Origin of the sequence: Vulcanisaeta souniana JCM 11219 (assembly GCF_026000775.1) — an archaeon.
GTDB lineage: Archaea > Thermoproteota > Thermoprotei > Thermoproteales > Thermocladiaceae > Vulcanisaeta > Vulcanisaeta souniana.
Window position 1 is genome coordinate 1,904,514 of record NZ_AP026830.1, and the last position, 20,145, is coordinate 1,924,658.

At 43.0% G+C, this 20,145-nt stretch carries 20 protein-coding genes; 8 read left to right on the plus strand and 12 right to left on the minus strand.

Annotated features, from left to right (window positions below; genetic code table 11):
* Window positions 1–43: 43 nt before the first annotated feature.
* Complete coding sequence (locus Vsou_RS10325) at window positions 44–1,735, minus strand: long-chain fatty acid--CoA ligase (RefSeq protein ID WP_188603870.1); 1,692 nt, start codon at window positions 1,733–1,735, stop codon at window positions 44–46.
* A 269-nt stretch (window positions 1,736–2,004) separates the two neighbouring features.
* On the opposite strand from Vsou_RS10325, the gene Vsou_RS10330 reads away from it, so the two are divergent.
* Complete coding sequence (locus tag Vsou_RS10330) at window positions 2,005–3,213, plus strand: acyl-CoA dehydrogenase family protein (RefSeq protein ID WP_188603869.1); 1,209 nt, start codon at window positions 2,005–2,007, stop codon at window positions 3,211–3,213.
* 84 nt (window positions 3,214–3,297) lie between these two features.
* On the plus strand, window positions 3,298–4,707 hold the full coding sequence (locus Vsou_RS10335) for a 4-hydroxyphenylacetate 3-hydroxylase N-terminal domain-containing protein (RefSeq protein WP_188603868.1): 1,410 nt from the start codon (window positions 3,298–3,300) through the stop codon (window positions 4,705–4,707).
* Window positions 4,708–5,019: 312 nt separating this feature from the next.
* Here the strand turns inward: Vsou_RS10335 and infB are convergent, their stop codons facing one another.
* Window positions 5,020–6,816, minus strand: coding sequence for a translation initiation factor IF-2 (infB, locus tag Vsou_RS10340; RefSeq protein ID WP_188603867.1), 1,797 nt, complete (start codon window positions 6,814–6,816; stop codon window positions 5,020–5,022).
* Window positions 6,817–6,972: 156 nt separating this feature from the next.
* Between infB and Vsou_RS10345 the strand changes: the two genes are divergently transcribed.
* From Vsou_RS10345 to Vsou_RS10355, 3 genes are read left to right on the plus strand one after another with little or no spacing between them, the layout of a single operon-like run.
* Window positions 6,973–7,173, plus strand: a complete 201-nt coding sequence (locus Vsou_RS10345) for a 50S ribosomal protein L24e (protein WP_054844002.1) — start codon at window positions 6,973–6,975, stop codon at window positions 7,171–7,173.
* 40 nt (window positions 7,174–7,213) lie between these two features.
* Window positions 7,214–7,744, plus strand: coding sequence for an NUDIX hydrolase (locus Vsou_RS10350; RefSeq protein ID WP_188603866.1), 531 nt, complete (start codon window positions 7,214–7,216; stop codon window positions 7,742–7,744).
* Window positions 7,735–8,427 (plus strand): endonuclease III domain-containing protein, encoded by a 693-nt coding sequence (locus Vsou_RS10355; protein WP_188603865.1) that lies wholly within the window; start codon window positions 7,735–7,737, stop codon window positions 8,425–8,427. The genes Vsou_RS10350 and Vsou_RS10355 overlap by 10 nt, the downstream gene beginning before the upstream one ends.
* A 5-nt stretch (window positions 8,428–8,432) precedes the next feature.
* Here the strand turns inward: Vsou_RS10355 and Vsou_RS10360 are convergent, their stop codons facing one another.
* A complete protein-coding gene (locus Vsou_RS10360) occupies window positions 8,433–9,083 on the minus strand; it encodes an Ntn hydrolase family protein (protein WP_188603864.1) in 651 nt (216 codons plus the stop codon).
* A 50-nt stretch (window positions 9,084–9,133) separates the two neighbouring features.
* A complete protein-coding gene (locus tag Vsou_RS10365; RefSeq protein WP_188603863.1) occupies window positions 9,134–9,910 on the minus strand; it encodes a peptidylprolyl isomerase in 777 nt (258 codons plus the stop codon).
* 86 nt (window positions 9,911–9,996) lie between these two features.
* On the opposite strand from Vsou_RS10365, the gene Vsou_RS10370 reads away from it, so the two are divergent.
* From Vsou_RS10370 to Vsou_RS10380, 3 genes are read left to right on the plus strand one after another with little or no spacing between them, the layout of a single operon-like run.
* Window positions 9,997–10,278 (plus strand): TIGR00304 family membrane protein, encoded by a 282-nt coding sequence (locus Vsou_RS10370; protein WP_188603862.1) that lies wholly within the window; start codon window positions 9,997–9,999, stop codon window positions 10,276–10,278.
* An 11-nt stretch (window positions 10,279–10,289) separates the two neighbouring features.
* A complete protein-coding gene (locus Vsou_RS10375; protein ID WP_188603861.1) occupies window positions 10,290–10,607 on the plus strand; it encodes a hypothetical protein in 318 nt (105 codons plus the stop codon).
* Window positions 10,608–10,642: 35 nt separating this feature from the next.
* Window positions 10,643–11,770, plus strand: coding sequence for an aminotransferase-like domain-containing protein (locus tag Vsou_RS10380; RefSeq protein WP_188603860.1), 1,128 nt, complete (start codon window positions 10,643–10,645; stop codon window positions 11,768–11,770).
* On the opposite strand, the gene Vsou_RS10385 is transcribed toward Vsou_RS10380, so the two are convergent.
* The 8 genes from Vsou_RS10385 to Vsou_RS10420 all read right to left on the minus strand — a co-directional run bounded on the left by Vsou_RS10385 (window position 11,767) and on the right by Vsou_RS10420 (window position 20,099).
* On the minus strand, window positions 11,767–13,617 hold the full coding sequence (locus Vsou_RS10385) for a hypothetical protein (protein WP_229709914.1): 1,851 nt from the start codon (window positions 13,615–13,617) through the stop codon (window positions 11,767–11,769). The two genes, Vsou_RS10380 and Vsou_RS10385, sit on opposite strands and share 4 nt — an antisense overlap.
* 148 nt (window positions 13,618–13,765) lie before the next feature.
* Window positions 13,766–15,412 (minus strand): CTP synthase, encoded by a 1,647-nt coding sequence (pyrG, locus tag Vsou_RS10390; protein WP_188603858.1) that lies wholly within the window; start codon window positions 15,410–15,412, stop codon window positions 13,766–13,768.
* Window positions 15,413–15,463: 51 nt separating this feature from the next.
* Window positions 15,464–15,757: a hypothetical protein gene (locus Vsou_RS10395; RefSeq protein ID WP_054843981.1), complete on the minus strand. Its 294-nt coding sequence runs from the start codon at window positions 15,755–15,757 to the stop codon at window positions 15,464–15,466.
* Window positions 15,735–15,959: a hypothetical protein gene (locus Vsou_RS10400; RefSeq protein ID WP_054843980.1), complete on the minus strand. Its 225-nt coding sequence runs from the start codon at window positions 15,957–15,959 to the stop codon at window positions 15,735–15,737. Before Vsou_RS10400 ends, Vsou_RS10395 begins: the two co-directional genes overlap by 23 nt.
* Window positions 15,960–16,000: 41 nt before the next feature.
* Entirely contained in the window at window positions 16,001–16,993 is a 993-nt protein-coding gene (locus Vsou_RS10405) for a deoxyhypusine synthase (protein ID WP_188603857.1), read from the minus strand.
* Window positions 16,994–17,037: 44 nt separating this feature from the next.
* Window positions 17,038–17,718 (minus strand): class I SAM-dependent methyltransferase, encoded by a 681-nt coding sequence (locus Vsou_RS10410; RefSeq protein WP_054843979.1) that lies wholly within the window; start codon window positions 17,716–17,718, stop codon window positions 17,038–17,040.
* Window positions 17,719–18,441: 723 nt separating this feature from the next.
* Entirely contained in the window at window positions 18,442–18,864 is a 423-nt protein-coding gene (locus tag Vsou_RS10415) for a hypothetical protein (RefSeq protein WP_054844000.1), read from the minus strand.
* Window positions 18,865–18,932: 68 nt separating this feature from the next.
* Window positions 18,933–20,099: a M48 family metallopeptidase gene (locus tag Vsou_RS10420; RefSeq protein ID WP_264890721.1), complete on the minus strand. Its 1,167-nt coding sequence runs from the start codon at window positions 20,097–20,099 to the stop codon at window positions 18,933–18,935.
* Window positions 20,100–20,145 lie beyond the last annotated feature (46 nt).

A 20,145-nucleotide genomic window follows, 5' to 3' on the forward strand; every position in this document is an offset into this window, starting at 1 on the left:
ACCTAGTATTTTTAAATCCTATTTTAATATTTAATTTATATAGTCAGCTGCTTAACACGTTCTTATAAAGTTCCCTAAGCGCCTTTTTATCGGCCTTAGCTGTACTTGTCTTTGGTAATTCCCTCTCACTGATTATTACCTTGTCTGGAACCCACCATTTTGGTATTTCGCCCTTTTCCACGAACTTCATTAGGTAGTTCTTAATGTCATCTTCTGTGATCTTCTTCCCTGGTCTAGGCACCACGACAGCCACGGGCCTCTCACCCCACTGAGGATGGGGCACCCCAATAACGGCAACCTCACCCACGGCTGGATGCGTGCTTATTATATCCTCAAGCCTAGTACTAACGATCCACTCACCGCCGCTCTTGATCACATCCTTAAGTCTATCCATGATCCAAATATACCCATCACTGTCCCAAACCGCCACATCGCCAGTGTGTAACCAACCACCACGCCACAAATCCTTAGTCTTCCCTGGGTCCTTATAGTAAGCTGGCGTTAACCATGGTGCCCTAACCACCAGTTCACCAATTGTCTTACCGTCTCTTGGAACATCCCTACCCTGGTCATCAACAACCCTAAGAAACACCAGTGGTATCTGTCTGAGACCTTTCATTAAGAAGTTCTCCTTCTTATCCTCAGGCCAATTAAGGGACTGTGTCTTAAACAATGCCTGGGCAATCACTGGCGCCGTCTCTGATAGCCCATAGCCATTAATCACAATTATACCCCTAGACCTAGCCAACTTATAGAGACCTTCTGGTATTGCCGAGCCACCATTACCATACTTAAGGCCCTTTAAGTCGTATTTCGAGGAATCAGGGTGCGTAAGGAGTAGGTATAGTATTACTGGCACGCCGAATACGTATGTAACCTTCTCCTCACTGATAGTCTTCAATATGTAGCCCCAATCCATACGTCCAGTATAGATGTACCTCTGGCCTGTAAGGAACATGGCATGTGGGCCTCCCCAGGCATGTACGTGGTACATTGGCACGAGGGGCATTACCACATCCTTAATTGTGAGCTCATAGGGCGGCGCTGCCGTTGATATTGAAATTCCCATTGCATGTAACACCAGTTGTCTGTGTGTGAAGAACACGCCCTTGGGCAGACCAGTGGTGCCTGAGGTGTAGAATAGGGTTGCCACGGTTCTTTCATCAACATCCCCAAACTCATACGGGTTTGACCTCTTTATTAAATCCTCATATTCATAAACCTCAATACCTGGAAGCTTGACTTGAGGCGGTTCTGGCTTATCACTCATAACTACGACTTTCCTAATGGTCTTGAGCTTAGGCAGTATTGCCTGGAGTAGTGGCATGAACTCATCCTTAATGAATAGTATTTCATCGCCTGCATGGTTAATTGTGTATACCAAATCCTCTGGTGAGTACCTAATATTCACAGTATGGAGCGTGGCACCAAGTCCGGGAACCGCATAATAAAGCTCCAGGTACCTGTGCGAATTCCACTCCAAAACACCAACCCTTGTACCCAGTCTCTTGGGATCACCAGGCTTAACACCAAGTTGCTCAAGAGCTGAAGCAAGTCTCCTAACCCTATCCCAAACCTGGGCGAATGTTAACCTTAACTTGGGGGCATCCGGCGGCGCATAAATGACCTCTTGTTCAGGAAATGTATCGACACCCCACTTTATCAGGTTAAGAAGCGTCAAAGGATAATCATAGAACTCCTGGGCTTTTTCCACGAATTCCTCATTAATGGACATGTTAGTATTTCATATTTTGGGGCAATCCTTAGACTTAACTTTTATTGTTGATATATATCCCTATATATATTAGTAATAAAGGTAAAAAATTTAATTGCTAAAAATAAAATTAAATCAATAAAAATATCCTTAAATTATCCCCTGGGACCCATTACCTACGTTTTTGCATAATTGAAATTGAAACGTGACTAAAGGCGAATAAACCGTAATGCAGTATATAGGGTATTTATTGAATAGGTTTAAGAGAAACAAAGAAAGAACGCTACTTAATGACCGATATATTAGACTTGTTCCCACAATACACTGAGGAACTAAAACTACTAAGGAAAACCACAAGGGAATTCGCACAGAGGAACTTCTCGCCTGAACTTGCCAGGGAGTATGAGAAGAAGGAGGAGTTTCCATGGGATCTTTACAAGAAGGCCGGTGAGCTCGGTTTACTGGCTCCATCAATACCCACTGATTATGGTGGTGGTGGGTTCTCAACATACCTAGCCGACATAGTCGTCACCGAGGAACTAGTGAGGGCTGAACCCACGCTGGGGCTTGCAATAATGGCTGGTCCCTTCACATCCCACATGCTTTACTTCTTCGGTACCGAGGAACAAAGAAAGAAGTACCTACCACCTATTTACAAGGGTGAGAACACATTCTTCGGAGCATACACAGAGCCAGAGCATGGTACTGACATCACTCAGTTAAATACAGTTGCAGAGAAGAAGGGTGATAAGTACATTATTAAGGGCATGAAGACATTCATAACAAACGCACCCACAGCAAAGTACGGACTACTCCTAGCGCAGACTGAACCCGAAAAGAGACACAGAGGACAAACTCTGTTTATAATACACACAGACTGGCCTGGCGTAACGATCAGGCGACTAACGGGCAAAATGGGACAAAGAACAATACCAGTTGGTGAGATTTACCTCGATAACGTTGAGGTACCTGCCGAAAACGTATTGGGCGGGGAGGATAAGGGCCGAAACCAGGGCTTTTACTGGACTCTGGCGTACTTCAATGTATCAAGGATTGGCGTGGCTACCCTAGGCCTTGGCATCGCATTGGCCGCCTTCGACAAGGCGCTGGAGTATTCACAGAAGAGGACTCAATTTGGCCAGCAATTAGTGAACTTTGAAATAATCCAAGAGAAACTGGCCAGGATGGCTATGTACATTGAGGCCGCTAGGTCATTGATTTACAGGGCTGCGTATTACATTGATGATTACCTGAAGTTTAAGATCGATCCAAGGGCCATGGGGGCTCTCTCAGGTGCTGCCAAGGTTTATGGAACGGAACTCGCTAATTACGTGGTTGATGAAGCAATACAAATCCACGGCGGTTATGGATACTTCGAGGAATTTGATGTGGAAAGGTACTGGAGAGATCACAGGGTTACGAGGATTTACGAAGGAACTAACGAAATAAACCTGCTAACAATAACCGATGCACTAAGAAGAGGTGTTTGGAAACCCTAATTAAATAAGTGATCTTTCCTAATTCAATATTCATCGATACTATATATAAGTTACATTTAATTAATCATACTAGGGGCTCTACCTATGCCTAGATCGCCAACTGACTACGTAAATTCCGTTAAAGATGGTAGAGTTGTTTACTACAGGGGCAAGAGAGTTGATGATATAACAACACACCCAGTAATTAGTATAGCGGTTAGGCATGCATCGGATCTGTTTGGTGTTAAGGAAAGGCTCTATGAAGACCCTAATTATGGTCTCGTGAGTAAATACTTTAGGATACCCAGGAACACGAATGATTTGCTCGATAGGTATAAGTTGATTTATGAGGATACTCTTAGGTTTGACGGCTTGTTTAACATAGTACAAGCCATTGGCAGTGATGCGCTTTTCTCATTAATGATAATTGCCAAGAAGGTTGATAAGAGGTACGGCACTAACTACTACAGCAGGGTAATGAAGTACTACGAGCATGTCGTTAGGAATGATTTGGCAATGGCAGTTGCGCAGACAGATGTTAAGGGCAACAGGGCCAAGAGACCCCACGAGCAGGAGGACAAGGACATGTACCTGAGGGTAGTTGAGGTTCGTGACGATGGCATAGTGGTTAATGGAGCCAAGATACACACAACACAGGGACCGGTGGCTAACGAGATCATAGTACTGCCGTACAGAGCCCTGGTGGAGAATGATAAGGACTATGCCGTGGCCTTTGCAGTACCAGCGAACACCAAGGGCCTTAAATTCATCGTTAGGCCGGTGCTTGAGTATGATGGCAATCCCAACGCCGTTAATGCAGCAAGTAGATTTGAGGTGGAGGCATTGATCGTGTTTGATCATGTGTTTGTGCCGTGGGACAGGGTATTCATGTTTAGAGAATGGGACCTTGCAGGTCAACTGGCCTGGACCTTTGCCACGTATCATAGGTTCACGGCAATATCCTACAGGGCAGCCACTGCCAATTTATACCTAGGTGCCTCGCTTTATGCAGCTAGGGCTAATGGTATTGAGAATGCACCACATGTTAGGGATTGGCTTGTACAAATGATCATGTATAAGGAAGTATTAAGTATGGGCGCCATGGCTGCCGCCCTAGAGCCTTGGATTGATGAGGGAATAGCCATACCAAATCCAGTCTACACAAACGTGAGCAAGCTATACGCCAACGCGCACTTCATAGACGTTGTACACGGACTCATCGATATTGCAGGCGGTTTAATAGCCACAATGCCCTCACACGATGATTACGCCAATACGGAGGAAAGACAATACATAAGCAAATACCTCAGGGGCGCGATTGATGGCGATACGAGGTACAAAATAATGAGCCTAGTGAGGGAATTAGGCGCAAGCCACCTAATGGGTTACCTATTAACGGCCATGATACACGCCGAGGGATCTGAAGTAGCAAGCAAGATAGGAATGCTGAGGGAGTATAATTATAAGGAAGCCGAAGAATTAATAAATAGAATACTGAATAAAATAAAAATTTAATCATATTTGTCTCATTAAAATAAAAATAAATACTTACTATTTAATATAATAAAATGTTTATTAACCTTGATACTAAAAGTAACAAGTTATAAGTCTTGATTAGCCTAAGGAGCGGCCGACGGAAATAGTGTTATTGCAGTGGTAATAAGCGCTAATTATGCAGTTGATCTATATCTTGGGAAAGCTTGCTCAAGTATCCGCAATGGGGTTGAAAAGAGAGAATACTTAGATTATAATCATTGTGTTTCAAGTACTTAGGTTATGGATGTTATTTACGTAGGTTACAACCTGGGGATCATAGCCTTAGATGCGTTATTTTGATGACCGCTTTATCCTCAGTATCTCCTTAAGTAGTGCCATTTCATCCTCTGTTAGTTGGTCCTTGAATTGCGTCATTAGGGTTATTGCGTGCTCCTCGGGTACGTCTATGTATAGTTCATCGCCCTCCTTGATTTGCCTGCCGATCATTACGTTGCCCTCTATCGATATTGCTACCTCCATGCCCTTCCTGGCCTCCTGTATGTTTTTGCCCTTGTCCTGTATCTGCATTATTGTGCCTACCTTCTTACCATCACCTCTCATTAATGTATACCCAGGCTTTATAACGCCCTCAAGAACTGCCACACCCACTATCACTGGGTTGCTCCTCCTAAATACGTAGCCGGGAAGTATCCTTATCTTCCCAGGCCTTATGTACTTATCGAGTTCCATCTCGATGAGCTTCGTCTTCTGCTCCTTGTACCACTGGGTGAATTCCTCGACTAGCCTGTAAAGTATTTCATTCCTGAATATCCTTACTCCATACTGCATTGCCTCAATCTCAATATCATGCGGCACCTTAACATTAAAGGCCAGTATAACACCATATAACGGATTTTTCTTCTTCACAATGGATGCCTCGACCACATCCCTCCTACTCACATTACCAACATCAGCCTTCCTGACGGGTATACCCTGGCTCCTGAGGTAAATGACCATGGCCTCAAGTGTACCCAACGTGTCTGCCTTGGCAACAACACCCTCCTTATCCGTCTCAATCCTAACCTCCGAAACCTCCTCCTTAACCAACTTCATGTATTCATCCAATGAGGCACCCTGAGGAACAACAAATATTGGCGCACCTGGGACAACTTGGTCAAGTCCATCGGCAATTATCTTGACGCCGACTGCGGCCCTAACCTCATCCATGAACATGTACCTATCCTCGGGATCCCTCATCTCATTAAGTGGCTTTGGCAGGACCAACATCTTGACCCTTGTACTTACAGGCCCCTCTAGGCCTGCCGTAACCACCACGTCACCCTTCCTAATGACCCCGTCATACAACACCACATCGCCAGTGACACCCCAACCCTTCTCCTCCCTAATCTCCATAACAACGCCCTTACCAGGCCCGTATGTCACCCTCAACTTCTCCCTATTGAACCTCTGGCTCAACCCAGCAAGAACAACCAGCAGATCGGCTAGGCCCTCGCCGGTCACGGCACTCGTGGGGACAATAGGCACTTGAGCATTGAAGTCCCTTACCCTATCGTACCTATCGGCATCCATACCTAACTTATTAAATTCCTCAATTATCCTGGCAATGGCTTCCTCAACTCTGCCCTGAACATCCTCCCTCTGCTTATCATATGATTCAAGGAATGGCGCGTTCTCATTAGGTTCCCAACCGTATATCCTGTCAAGCTTATTCGCCGCAACCACAAAGGGTATATTCCTTGATCTAATTAAGGTGAGACTCTCGTAGGTTTGTTCCTCGAATCCCCTGGTGATGTCTATGACTAAAACAGCTAAATCAGCCACAGAACCACCCCTACGCCTTAGATTTGAGAAGGCCGCATGGCCCGGCGTATCAACCATGAGGAAACCCCTAATCCATACTCTACCCTTGAGCTTGAACTTGGCGAGTAATGGGTCGGCTATTTTCTCCACGGCACCCCACGGTATGAAGGAGAGACCAATGTGCTGAGTTATCATGCCAGGTTCCCTATAGGCGACGAAGGTGCCCCTTATTTTATCGAGGAGGAGCGTCTTGCCTACATCAACGTGGCCAACTACTACGGTAATTGGTGGTCTATAATCCACTAATGATGCATCAGCCTTACTCATAATTACCCGGTATGAACAAGAAGTTTGACTTAAAAATCATTTTCCCACGATACTAAATACCCGTTTTACCTGGGTTGTGGATGTGAACTAGGAATTGAATAATCATTAAACAGGGAAACATAAACTTTAAAAAATATGATTAAATACGAACGCCGTATGAGGATTTACACGTGCGCATTTTGTGGAAAGCAAATACCACCAGGCACTGGAATAATGTATGTTAAGACTGATGGCACAGTACTCAGGTTCTGTAGTAGAAAGTGTTTTGTGAGCGCTACTAAGTACAACCGCGACCCGAGGAAGCTAGCCTGGATCAAAAAGAAGGTAAGGAAAGTAAAATCTAAGGCGCAGAAATAGTTAAGGAAAATTTTAAGATACGCCCAGTAATTCTGCATCAATGGTTATAGTTTATAGTGGTAGACGAATTACATTGGACGTATCTAAGGTAATGTTGCCTAATGGGCATGAGATGAATGTAGAGAAAATACTCTTTCCGCGCGCCATAGCTGCACTACCAATATATGAGAACAATAAGGTTATCCTGTTACGCCAATTTAGACCCGCCGTGAATGAATATGTCCTAGAAATACCCGCGGGGGTCGTTGAGAAGAACGAGACCCCTGAGCATGCATTAATTAGGGAATTGAATGAAGAAATCGGGGCTGAGACCGACCACTTTGAAAAACTCTTTGAGGGCTTCACAACACCAGGTTATTCTACTGAGTATATATTGATTTATCATGTTAATGTTAAGAAATTAGGTGAACCAAGGCCTGAGCCGCATGAGGTTATTGACAGGGTAGTTGTTGACTTTAGGGATGCAACTAACATGGTTCTTAATGGCAGTATTAGGGATGCCAAGACCGCGTTGGCAATAGCACTATATATGCTTAGGAGGGGTGATGGGCGTGATTCAGCATGGAGCTAACTGAGGAACTGGCGCTTAGGGCTCTTGCCAATGTTAAGATTGAGCCTCGGAAGTTCGCCACCATTTATGTGTATAGGAGTAGTAATGATATTTTTAAGGCGTTAGTTGTGACCATCCTGACGCAGAACACGAATGATAGAAATGCACTTAGGGCCTTTGAGAACCTTGTTAGGTTGGTTGGTGACGTAACACCCGATAGGTTAGTAGACATTGATGAGGATACCTTGGCTAATGCCATAAGGCCCGCTGGTATGCATAGGATCAGGGCTAGGAAGATCATTGAGTTGTCCAAGGTGATTCTTGAGAAATATGGAGGTGATTTATCGCGGATTAAGGATCTCCCCCTCGATGAGGCCAAGAAAGTATTACTCGAGCTTCCTGGTGTTGGTGAGAAGACAGCCGATGTAATACTTGTTAATCTAGGCAAGTCAACATTCCCTGTTGATACTCACATAACCAGGATATCCATGAGACTTGGTATTGCTAAATCGAGGAATTACCGTGAAATACAGCGGGCTTGGATGAACATATTAACACCAGATCCTGGCAGGTATTTGGAAGTTCACCTTAAACTTATTCAGTTCGGTAGGGATGTATGTACAGCCAGAAATCCAAGATGTAGTGTATGCGGGTTTAAAGAGGTTTGTAATTATTACATTAATAATGTTAAGGATAAAGCCTAGTGGATTTAATGAATTAGTTCCTTGAGGTATGGCGTTGAGTCAACTTCCCTGTAGCCTTCCTTGGTTATTGTTACGACATCAATACCCTCGCCACTCCCTGGATCGTGGTATATGGCAGACCTAACTGCCCTAACGGCGAGCCTAACGGCATCCTCAATACTCATATCTTTCCTATAGCCATCCTCAAGGACGCCAAATGCTGTCGGTGAACCGCTGCCTGTTGACATGAACTCGGTTTCCCTGGTTAGCGTTCCGAAGAAGTCCAGCATGTATATGATGGGGCCCTCGTCTGGATCCCAACCACCTAGTATCATATGTACTAAGTAGACGTATGGCCTACTTGAGAACACCACAAGGGACGCATAATTGGCCAGGGCCTTTACTGATATAGGCTTCCCAGTATCTACCTTGTATTGTATGGCCATTGCCGTTAAGGAATCAAGGACCTTTTGCAGATCGGCAACGCCGCCACTCATGGTTGCTGCAATGTGATTGTCAATTTTCCAGATCTTAACTCCCTTCTTCCTGTGGGCTATGTAGTAGCCAGCGGTAACTCTCCTGTCCGTGGCTAGTACAACGCCATCATTAATAACGATACCCACAGTGGTTGTTCCTGTCATTAATCGGTTAAGACCCTCATTATTCCTACTGAGCATCAAACCAAGGAGAATTAGTTTATTAATAAATCTTAACCTGATTTCTACATTTATTGAGACGACTGCTGAGACTCAGGCTTTGACTCCACTTGTTTTTCCTCGGCCTTTACCTCCGCAGGTTTCGCCTCAACTTCCCTCTTTATTTCTATCTCATCAATGAACACGACCTTACCAACGTTTGTAAATCTACTACCGACCTCATCTGCGATCCTAGCCCTTATGGTGCCCATGTTCTCCATGAACAGTGTCTCAATGGGTAGCTTTATCGTTACCACGGAACCATCCTGGCTAAGCCCCACATTGACCTTTTCAAGTTCAATCCTTGGTATGTATTGCTTGATTATGTACTTTATCTTGTCCTCAGTTGTTTCCAGCCTCTTGATTATCTTTGCCGTAACAACAAGGGTCTTACCGGCCAGCGGGTGATTGAAATCAAGTGTCACCCTACCGCCAGTTATGCTAACGACCCTTCCCTGTTGATTATTGACCTCAACAATATCACCAACCTTAGGCAGCTTACCGTACCTATAGAACTCCCTGATGGATATTACCCTAACCTTACCTGGGTCCCTCTGCCCAAAGGCCTTGTCTGGCGGTATCTCCACGGTTATTTCCTGGCCCTCGCTCGAATTAATTAACGCCTGCTCCAGTGGTTCGAAGAGCTTTGACTCACCTATTATTATTAGGCGTGGTTCGTAAATCTCATCAGGCCTGTAAATACCTGCCTCCTTAGCCCTGTCTTCCACTGTGGTTTCCACGACCTTATTATCATCCTTATCAACAACTGTATACTCAAGCAGTACGTAATCGCCCTTCTGAAACGGCATCGACTATGAACCAAGTAATTACCTTTTAAATTTTAAGGTTAGAGGAGAAATAGGTTTTAATTTCCCCCTAGGTTATAACATAAATAATGGACATAGCCTACATAATGAGCCTGGCGGTATTACTATCAATAGTGATGGCATTGCTAGGGGTGATACTCATTATTATTGATGCAATGAGAGAACAAAAAAGAGAGGAAAACAAAGAGGAAGAGAAGAAGGAAAAGGAGGGAAAGAAGACCAGTGTTGGCGGTGTTGTGCTAATAGGCCCCATACCCATAGTGTTCGGTAATGACTCATCAGTTATCAAGTGGGCCATGGTATTGACAATAATAGTTGTCGTACTATTCATATTACTTACGTTATTATGAGGCGAGGCGACATGAGACTTTACCAACTCGGTATTTTGCTAATACTACTTGCCGTGATAATACCAATAATCACCATAACAATCATCATTGCCATTGGGATACCATCCACCAGAACCGCACTGACCAATGTGGGTGGAGCCATCATAGTGTTCCCACTTATTCCAATACCAATAATATTTACCTTTGGTAAACCGCAAATAACACAACCATTGATTTGGCTAGCCTATGTAATGTTCATAATATTCCTAGCTCTAATTATATTTTCAGTGGTGCAGTTTTATAGGGCACGAAGGGAATACATGAGACAATGGCAAGATAAGAACAAGTAATTACTTAATAAGCCCTGCATTTGGCAATAAACTTAATGAGACTGTACTGGTCACCTGTCGAACTGGCAAGCAGACTGGTGAAAAGGGGCATCACTTATAACTTTGCCAGTGGGTCACCCGACCCTAGCTTATTACCGATAAATGACGTGAAGAGATCCTTTGAAACCGTCTATGAGAATTACGGCACGGCAATACTGGCATATCCAGGCGCTGGCGGTTTGAGGGAATTAAGGATTGAAGTCTCTAGGTACCTTAATGAGAACCTCAATATCAATGCAAATTGGAGGGATATCATAATCACTGCAGGCGCCCAACACGCGATTAAGTTACTGTCCCAGTTATTAATAAGGAGAAGGACCGCTATATACACCGAGAATCCAACATTTGTGGAGACCGTGGCTCCCATGAGATATGAGGGCGCCAGATTAATAGGAGTGCCAATTAGTGATGATGGCATGGATACCCATGAGCTTGAGAAACTTGCTAAAAATAATGGGCCTGGCATAGTTTATACCGTGCCCAATTGCCATAACCCAACTGGGGTCTCCCTTAGCAGAGATAAGAGAAAGCACTTACTTGAGATCGCAGATAGGTACGAACTTAGGATCATTGAAGACGATCCATACACACCATTACATTCTAATGCCGAGCCCGCACTTAAGTCTATGGAAAACGATGTAATTTACGTAGGGACGCTTTCCAAAATACTGGGACCTGGCCTGCGAATAGGCTTTGTGGTGACCAGCGGTAGGTTAAGAAATAACTTGGAGATGATTGAGCAACATGACTTCGCCACATCAACGCTCACCCAATACATAGTTTATGACTTACTAAGGAGAGGCGTCGCCAATAGAGTTATTCATAATGCCCGCAGGCTATACCCCAGGAAGCTCAGGGAGCTCGTTGATTCATTAAATGATTATTTACCTGGGGCCATCATGTACAATCCCTACTGCGGATTCTACTCCTTCATAAGGACTCAGATAAATGCCTGGGATTTATTGAGAAAAAGCATTAGGCAGGGAGTGGCCTTTGTGCCCGGAGACAGGTTCTTCATAGATGCAGGTAAACAGGACACTGCCAGGCTTAGTATTGGTTCCATAAGAACAGAACTTATAAGGGATGGAGTAAAGGTATTAAGTAGTATAATTAAGGGCGTTTAATTAATTACTATATACTTGTCTTTTGACCCACCGCCCTTGCTTAGTCCCCTGATTATTATTGAGATTATTAACAGTAATATCAATAGACTTGCTATTATGAGAAGTGATTTAACGCCTAGATTACCCAGGGTCCATACTCTGATGAAGACCCTAGTTCCTGTGATGTTCACTATGTAAACGTCACTACCGTAAATGACCATACCCAATGAAGAATTAGTGGGCACACAGTATTTACCGGGTCCTTCGTAGTATAGGCTACCAATGTTTAGTGTGGCTGTTGGTATTTCGTTATTTAGCAAGTCCACTGGCGTGAAATCAATTACGTGGGGATTAAGTACTACGTTACTAGTGGATTTACTACCATTAATTAGTAGCGTGCTTTGGTAAAGTAATGTGCCATTACCCACCAGGTATACTTGTATGTAACTACCGATTATGGCATTCGGTATATATACCTCTTGCCGTAAATTGCCGTTTAGCGGGATTACGTATTGACTACCACTATATTTAACAAGAAGATTTAGATCTAGGTCTGGACATTGTTGAGGAATTGATATGTTTAGCGTATAATTCGAGAATACTGGTATTGTTAATAAGCTATCCTGGGCTACGCTTCTTGTTCCCAGGCTCATTAATTCACCATTTACTAATGTATATAGACTATAATTACCTGGGTATACACACGTATTGTTGGTGAGCATCAGTAATGTGCCATTTGCATATAAATAAAGAGGGGCATCCACAGGGTTTCCAAGTTCATCAGTTATGGTTATGCCTGAGTGCGTAACCAAGGGTAATTGTATTGTTAATGCAGACGCAGGTATTGAGTCCAGGTATATACCTATTGTCCTAATTCCATTAATCACGAGGTATATCACCCTATCCATGGCTGGGTTTATTGCCACGCTTCCTGACAAGCTTAGTATCTCGCCATTCTGCGTAGTAATGAATACGTTGTTGCATGTTAATTTTTGTAACGATGTGTCTACGAACGTTATATCAACGGGCATTGTTGTTATGTTTATGCTACAGTATGGCGAATACGATAGATAGCTTGTCCATGGAGTTATCCCTGGAATGCCTGGATTTATTGGTGTGCAATTACTGTAGGAGTATTTAATCCATGGTGCGCCTGTTAACATGATTATTGGACGCGAGGGAGAAAGAAGGATGAGGTTTTGCATACTGCTTATTGATGTGTAGTAATAGGGGGTTATTATGATATATGTGGTTCCATTGGTCGTGATCTCTACATTACTTGAATACGTAACATAGGTAGTTATTTCAGCGTATGTGTTCAGGGATCCCACGTTGATGTTTGAGTACTCGGTATTTAATTGAGCCGTTAGGTAATTATTAATGCTTGCCCTGGCTGGTAATATTGATATAACCCTAACCAGCGCGAATAGATAGTTAAGCCCTGGAGTTAATGGTATTGATATGTTCATTGAACCCTGCGTAAGAACATACGTCATATTAGAGCCAGGTATTACCAAAGCCTCCAGTGGGTATTGACCGTACGAACCTATGCTTAGATAGAGGCCATATATTGGCAATGAACAATTAACGTTAGCACTAACATACTTAGGACTATAATTAATTGGTGTGCTCACGATAGAGCCGTTATACATAATCAATGCCGCTGACGTTATGCCCAGGTTGGATAATGGATCCAGGTATGTATTGACCGTCACGTATCCTCCCTGGGAACAGTATTGATATATTGGTATTACCAGTTGATTACCGGTTATATTCATTATCTGCGTAAGTGTCTGATTATTATAATCAATGTTTATACCGATGTAATTAATAAATATCTGCGCATAAGTCAGTGTAGGAAGTGCCATAAGTACCACAAGTAATGTCATCCAAAATAGGAGTTTAATCACGAAGACAATTAAGAAAGTGGTTATAAATAATACAAACACGTAAAATAACCAAGTTAATGATGATGCAGTTCGCAGTGGATTGAATGACAGAGCCTTCGAAAACTGATCATGCATAAACCGTGGTATTCACACTATATGGTGATGGTAATCCATGCTTCCTTCTGTAGGCGGCATTCAATAACGCCACAAATAACGGATGCGGTCTAAGCGGTCTACTTCTAAATTCTGGGTGGAATTGGGTCGCTACAAAGAAATAGTGGTGTGGGAGCTCTATGATCTCCACCCTGGGTACATCAACCCTCCATGCTGAAAACACAAGCCCCTTTTCATTGAGGTCCTTAAAGAACTTCGGATTAATCTCATACCTATGCCTATGTCTCTCTGTTATTTCTGTAGTGCCATAGACGGCATGGGCTATTGTGCCCTTAACAATGTTTATCCTCCTATTACCAAGTATCATTGTACCACCCAACTCCTCAACATTCTTCTCCTCAGGGGTAATGTCAATGACTGGGTATAGGGTGTTTGGATCAACCTCAGTGGTGTGCGCACCCTTAAGGCCGACTACGTTTCTTGCAAACTCAACTATAGCCAGTTGCATTCCATAGCATATGCCTAGGAATGGAATGTTATTCTCACGGACATATCTTATGGTCTCTATCTTGCCCTCAACGCCCCTGGCACCGAATCCAGGTAATACGATTACCGCATCCGCATTATTAAGTTCAGTAATCTTAGTATGATCCTTCTCAATATCTTCGGTATCGCACCAAACAATATTTGGTTTAAGTCCTAACTTGGCTGCAGCATGCCTAATGGCCTCGACAATGCTTATGTATGAATCATGCAATTTCACATACTTACCGCACATGTATACATTGATTTCCTCCTTACTACTTTCAAGGGAGTTAACAAAGGATATCCAGTCATTAAGCCTGGGCTCGGTTGGCGTTATCCCCAGCCTACTCAGTATGTATTTTCCCAAACCTTGTTCCTCAAGCAATAATGGTACCTTATATATTGTGTCCACGTCATATGAAGTGAAGACAGCACTAGTGGATACATTAGTAAATAGCGAGATCTTTCTCTTGGTTGATTCATCAAGTGGCTTTGGCGACCTCGCAATTATTATGTCAGGCTGTATACCAACCCTCCTGAGCTCGGCCACGCTATGTTGCAGTGGCTTTGTCTTAAGTTCGCCAGTAGTTGATAATAGGGGGACCAGGGCAACGTGGATGAATAAAACGTCATTGGGCATTTCAAGCTTCATCTGCCTTGCTGCCTCGAGAAACGGTAGACCCTCATAATCACCAACCGTACCGCCAATCTCTATTAACACAATGTCAGGTTTTTCCCGCCTTGTTATGAGCAGAATCCTTCTCTTAATTTCCTCAGTAACATGAGGTATTAACTGGACCGTTTGACCGAGGTACTTACCCTTACGCTCCCTCCTTATTACCGTATAATACACTTGACCACTGGTTATGTTGTGGTATTTTGGTAGCTCAAGGCCGAGGAAACGCTCATAGTGCCCTAGATCAAGGTCGGTTTCACCCCCGTCAAATGTAACAAAGACCTCGCCGTGTTGGAATGGATTCATTGTACCGGCATCGACATTTAGGTATGGGTCTATCTTAATGGCAGTTACATTATAACCTCTGGCCTGTAGTATTTTTCCAATTGATGATGTTGTGATGCCCTTACCTAATCCTGACAATACACCGCCAGTTACAAAAATGTATTTGGTCGTCATAATAGTCAGGGTACAACTGGATATTTAATACTTTCTTTTATACTAATGAGACTATTTTCTACTCCTATTTTTCATAAGTTCTTCATAGACTCCCATTATTATTTCATGTCTCCTCTTCACCTTTCTCTCAAGGTCATATAACTGAGTCCTTAACCTATAAAGCTCGCTTCTCAGTTTATTCGTTCTATTAACCAGCTCTAGTTCGCTGGGTGTTAATATGTATTCGAAGTTCGCGTTTGGTTTTAACGTCCTTAGTACTAAGTATATGTCTAGTTTGCTAAAGCCTTTGCTTCTAAGTTCATTTATTACGCTTGTTATTTCCTTAGCTTGTGAAATTGAAAGCATTAGAAACCACCTTCTGAAGATCATTTATGAAACCACCCAGGGCATTATTAACGGAGTTCTGCAGGTGCATTATGCCATTAACAGTATTACCAAACAACCCACTAATTAGTGATACGAGGGCTACGAGTACGGCCATCGATATCGCTATAAGAAGGACCTCCTCAATGAATATATCCCCTCTCCTTCTTATTTTCATGTTCATCAATATTATTAATACTCAACATCATATTTAAGGTACTACATCTACCCAATAACCGCTGCCCTATTTCTAAAACCAATCTTTTTGGCAATATAAGGTATTAATATTGGCAAAACCACCGTCGCGTCCTCAAGAACAAAGGCCTGCCTAGCCGTTGGCTTTACCTTACCCCAGGTAATAGCTTCCTTAGGACGAGCACCACTCAGTGAGCCATCCCACTCAACAGCCATGGTTATGTAGACCACGTAATCAAGCCCACCGGCAAATTGACTCCACCAAATCACGTGGTGCTTGGAAATACCACCACCAATAATCAATGCACCTAGTGACTTACTTGAATATACAATATCCATTAACTCATGCTCATCCCTAAGCAGGTCAATCCTTACCTGCCTACCCCCGGTCCTCGTTCTTTGCATTTCGTTATATGTGAGTATTGCTGTGCCGAAGGCTCCATCCACAAACCCAGGTACATAAATAGGTACCTTAGCCCTAGATACCGCCCTCAGTATTGAGTAATCATCATCAATCCTCCTACCTAACTCCCAAAGCAATTCCCTAACACCCCATTCCTCCTTAATTCTCGATAAATCCTCAAGTGATGAATGCACGAACTTCTCAATTAAAGGACCATAATGCTCCTTCCTAACAGCAACATTACCAATTCTATGAATACCTACCCTACTCATTTCAACATCATCAACATCGAAATAGCTCTGGTAATATTTACCACCCATGGACTTGGCGATGTCGTGATCCAACGTACCTGCAGTAGTAATTATGGCATCTACGAAACCCCTTTCAATAAACTTAGCTATTAGGCCTCGAAGACCCGTGGAAATTAGATTACCCGTGAAGGAAAGAAAGACCGTTATGCCCGGGTTATTATACATGCTCAGAAGGACCTCTGCGGCTTCGGCTATGTACCTACCCTGAAAGCCACCTATTCGTTTGTAGGCTTCTATTAAGTCGTCGATTACACTTATACCAACATCCAAGTCAACAACCTCATCTGATAAGAATGGTGAACTATCCATTGAAGACGAGAACTAATAATATGTTTTTAATGCTTATTACTTCCTTATTTTACGACCCTGATCTCCCTAATGAGTCCTTGCTTCGTTAAATCACTTATTATTTCTCTTACGTTTCTCATAGTTAGCTGCGACTTGTTGGATATCTCCTCAATTGACCTATTGCCATCAATCAACTTCAGGATCTCTAGATACTTATCGTTAAGTGAAAGACCCCTTAATCTCTCATTCAAGTCCTCTACAGGCACCGGTATTTCAGCACCAGGTATTTTATAGAGATAAATCTTGTGGCTTCTCCACTCCTCATAGAGATCCTCCACAATTAAAGGCTTCCAACCAGGCATCTCAAAGTCGTGGGACACAACCCTGGTGCTTGGTCTTAACTCACGCTCAAGCTTAGGCTTTATCCTCTCATTAACACTCGTGAGTAGGTACATCGTGACCACATCCGCCTCTGACAAACTCTCCTCGAAGAAATTCCCATAGATCACGTGAATCCTATTATCAAGACCTAAATCCTTAACCCTCCTAAGGGTTTGTTCATACAGATCCTTCCTAATCTCAATGCATGCTGCCTCTGCGCCAAATTCCCTGGCGGCCATTATCACTATCCTACCATCACCACAACCAAGGTCATAAACGACTTCATTCCTTTTAACATTAGCCAACTGAAGCATCCTCCTAACCACAACCTCCGGCGTGGGTACAAACGGAACGTCGTAAGGCATATTAAAATACGGAAAGAAATCGGGGCTATATAATCCTTTTCCAGTGCGTCTTTAGGCCCTAATATCTACGTTAAGGAAACAGGCACCATACTGACCCCCCGTCCTGAGGGTTGCCCTTAGGGTGGTTTATTGGTTTGTGGTTCATTGTCCTCATCCTCATTGCTGATGGGTTTAACCCACCCGCTCCACCCGTCCAGCGGTAAACCACGGACCTAGCCACCAACCCATTACCCCAATCCCTAATTCAGAACCCAGGAATATGTAGAATATTAATTGCGGCGTTAAGTCTGCGTTTATGACCCCATGCAGGGTTACTTTGTAGTTCCTGTGTTTTCCATCACCATTCCCAATCCAGTAGACCCCAGGTATCCCACTGTTTCTGGGTTCTCCAATGCTATGATATGCACCCCGTGTGAGTGCGCGTTTCTGAGTATAGTGTGTATAGCCTCACAAAATAATGCCTGAAGCTCTTTTCTTTGAATAGCCCCTTGATGTTACCTGAGGAAATGTCGCTGTGTATCTCCATACGATGCCACCTCGCTATTCACCACTACGAGGTTGATTCTAATGAGTGCTTGGCGGCCCTCGGTTTCTGAAACCCGCTCCTTGGTGGGCAGTGAGGGGCTGGGGGGACCGTGATGAAATGCCTACGAAAAACCGCAGACAGGGAACGGTTATAAATATTCTTCTCTAGTGGATAATCCCTGTAATCATCGAGGTCACTCACGGAATACCATCATTAACTCTACTTATTATTTTTACCTTGAGTCCCTCCTCGTCATAATTAACGTCAAGGTCAATGGCACCCCTCTTCTTAAGGACTCTAATTGCATCAATTAATAACTGCTTCTCCTGGGAAGATACTTTGGCCAATGCGTCATTTAAATCCTCGGAATTATTTATGATACTTAAGTACTTACCTATTAAGGCTGAGTTTAGGTCTATCGAGGGCGCGTTTCGCTCAAATATCAGGCCATGAGCCGCCGAGTCGGCCATTGAATATATATTCAGTACTACGTCAGACAAGGACACGCACTTGGTAATTATGTCATTTATCAATGAAGATAATTCCGAGAGCTCAGGATACTTACTCTCCAGTCTATTCATTAATATCCTTAATTCACTTATCTTCTCGATCAGGTCCATTATGCCTAAGTATTGATTAAAAATGAAAATTAAACTAACCATTAAATTAAGCCACGAAATACACCCATTCACTTTATGGAGGCGATCCTAATTAATCTACCTGAAACCGATGGATGAGAACTAAGAACTCTCGACCTCTTACTCGCTAATTCCTGATGCAGCTCCTTCCAGGTAACCTTAATCAACGCCATGGCTAAGTCCTTACCCGGTATGAACTTCATTGCGTATTTATCCGCAGAGTACTCGCTGAACCGCATAGTGAGTAATATCATGAATAACTCCATGAATAAAGCACCAATTAGTATGGGTATCGCGGGTAGACTCATTAGCGGTATTATGTATGTTATTAACGCAATATTCACCAACTGGCTTAGTGATATCAGGAACAGGGCCTTCGCCGAGTCACCGTGAACGATGTGGCCAACCTCATGCATTATTACCGCGGTTAATTCATCACTATTTAGGCATGAAACCAGCCTTGAGGTTAATATAACATAGTTAATGCCGGGCAAGCCTATTGACGCGGCATTGCATTGATCCATGTTTATCAAGTAAATGCCATACTTCTTAACCCCTAATTTGTCAAGTATTGAACTAATACTTATCACCTCTTCATTATATGCCTGCGGTTTTGTACCTGGATTATTAACCAACGTCATTATGAACCTCCTGATCTCTGTCAATGATTTTATATTCTCGATTCTAGATAGAAAACGTAGTGCTTCATTGAACCTCTGTTCATCGAATTCCCCATACTCGAGCGTTATTTTTATTATTTCGGAATTTCTTAGGTTTCCCCATCTTATCTTAAGCTGGAGAATGTATGAGTATATTATTGGTATAATGAGCGGTGATAACAACATTAATATTATTATGTGCATTGAAAGTATTACATTCATTATCCTTAATATTGTTATCACTATGGATATTATCATTATTAGTAATATTACAAGCCCTATTAGACCAACAGGTAATGATCGCATTCTTGGCAAATCATTAACCCTGTAAACCCTATTACCCCTACGCAGAAGTAGTACTGTTATTTTACGCGCACCGTTGGTGCCCAAGTACCTTAGAACCAGAGCGTTTAGGAGGACCTTAACCTTATCGTGTCCCTTAATCCTTATCTCGTGGTTTATACTTAGTTCAGCATTTCCGTGCTCATTACTTACTATTAACCTCGTGACATCATTATTGATTTCCCTCTCTATGTATGGTATTCCAATAACGCTCAACAAATAACTCTCTATGTAATTAATTAGGGATTGAGGATCTTTTATT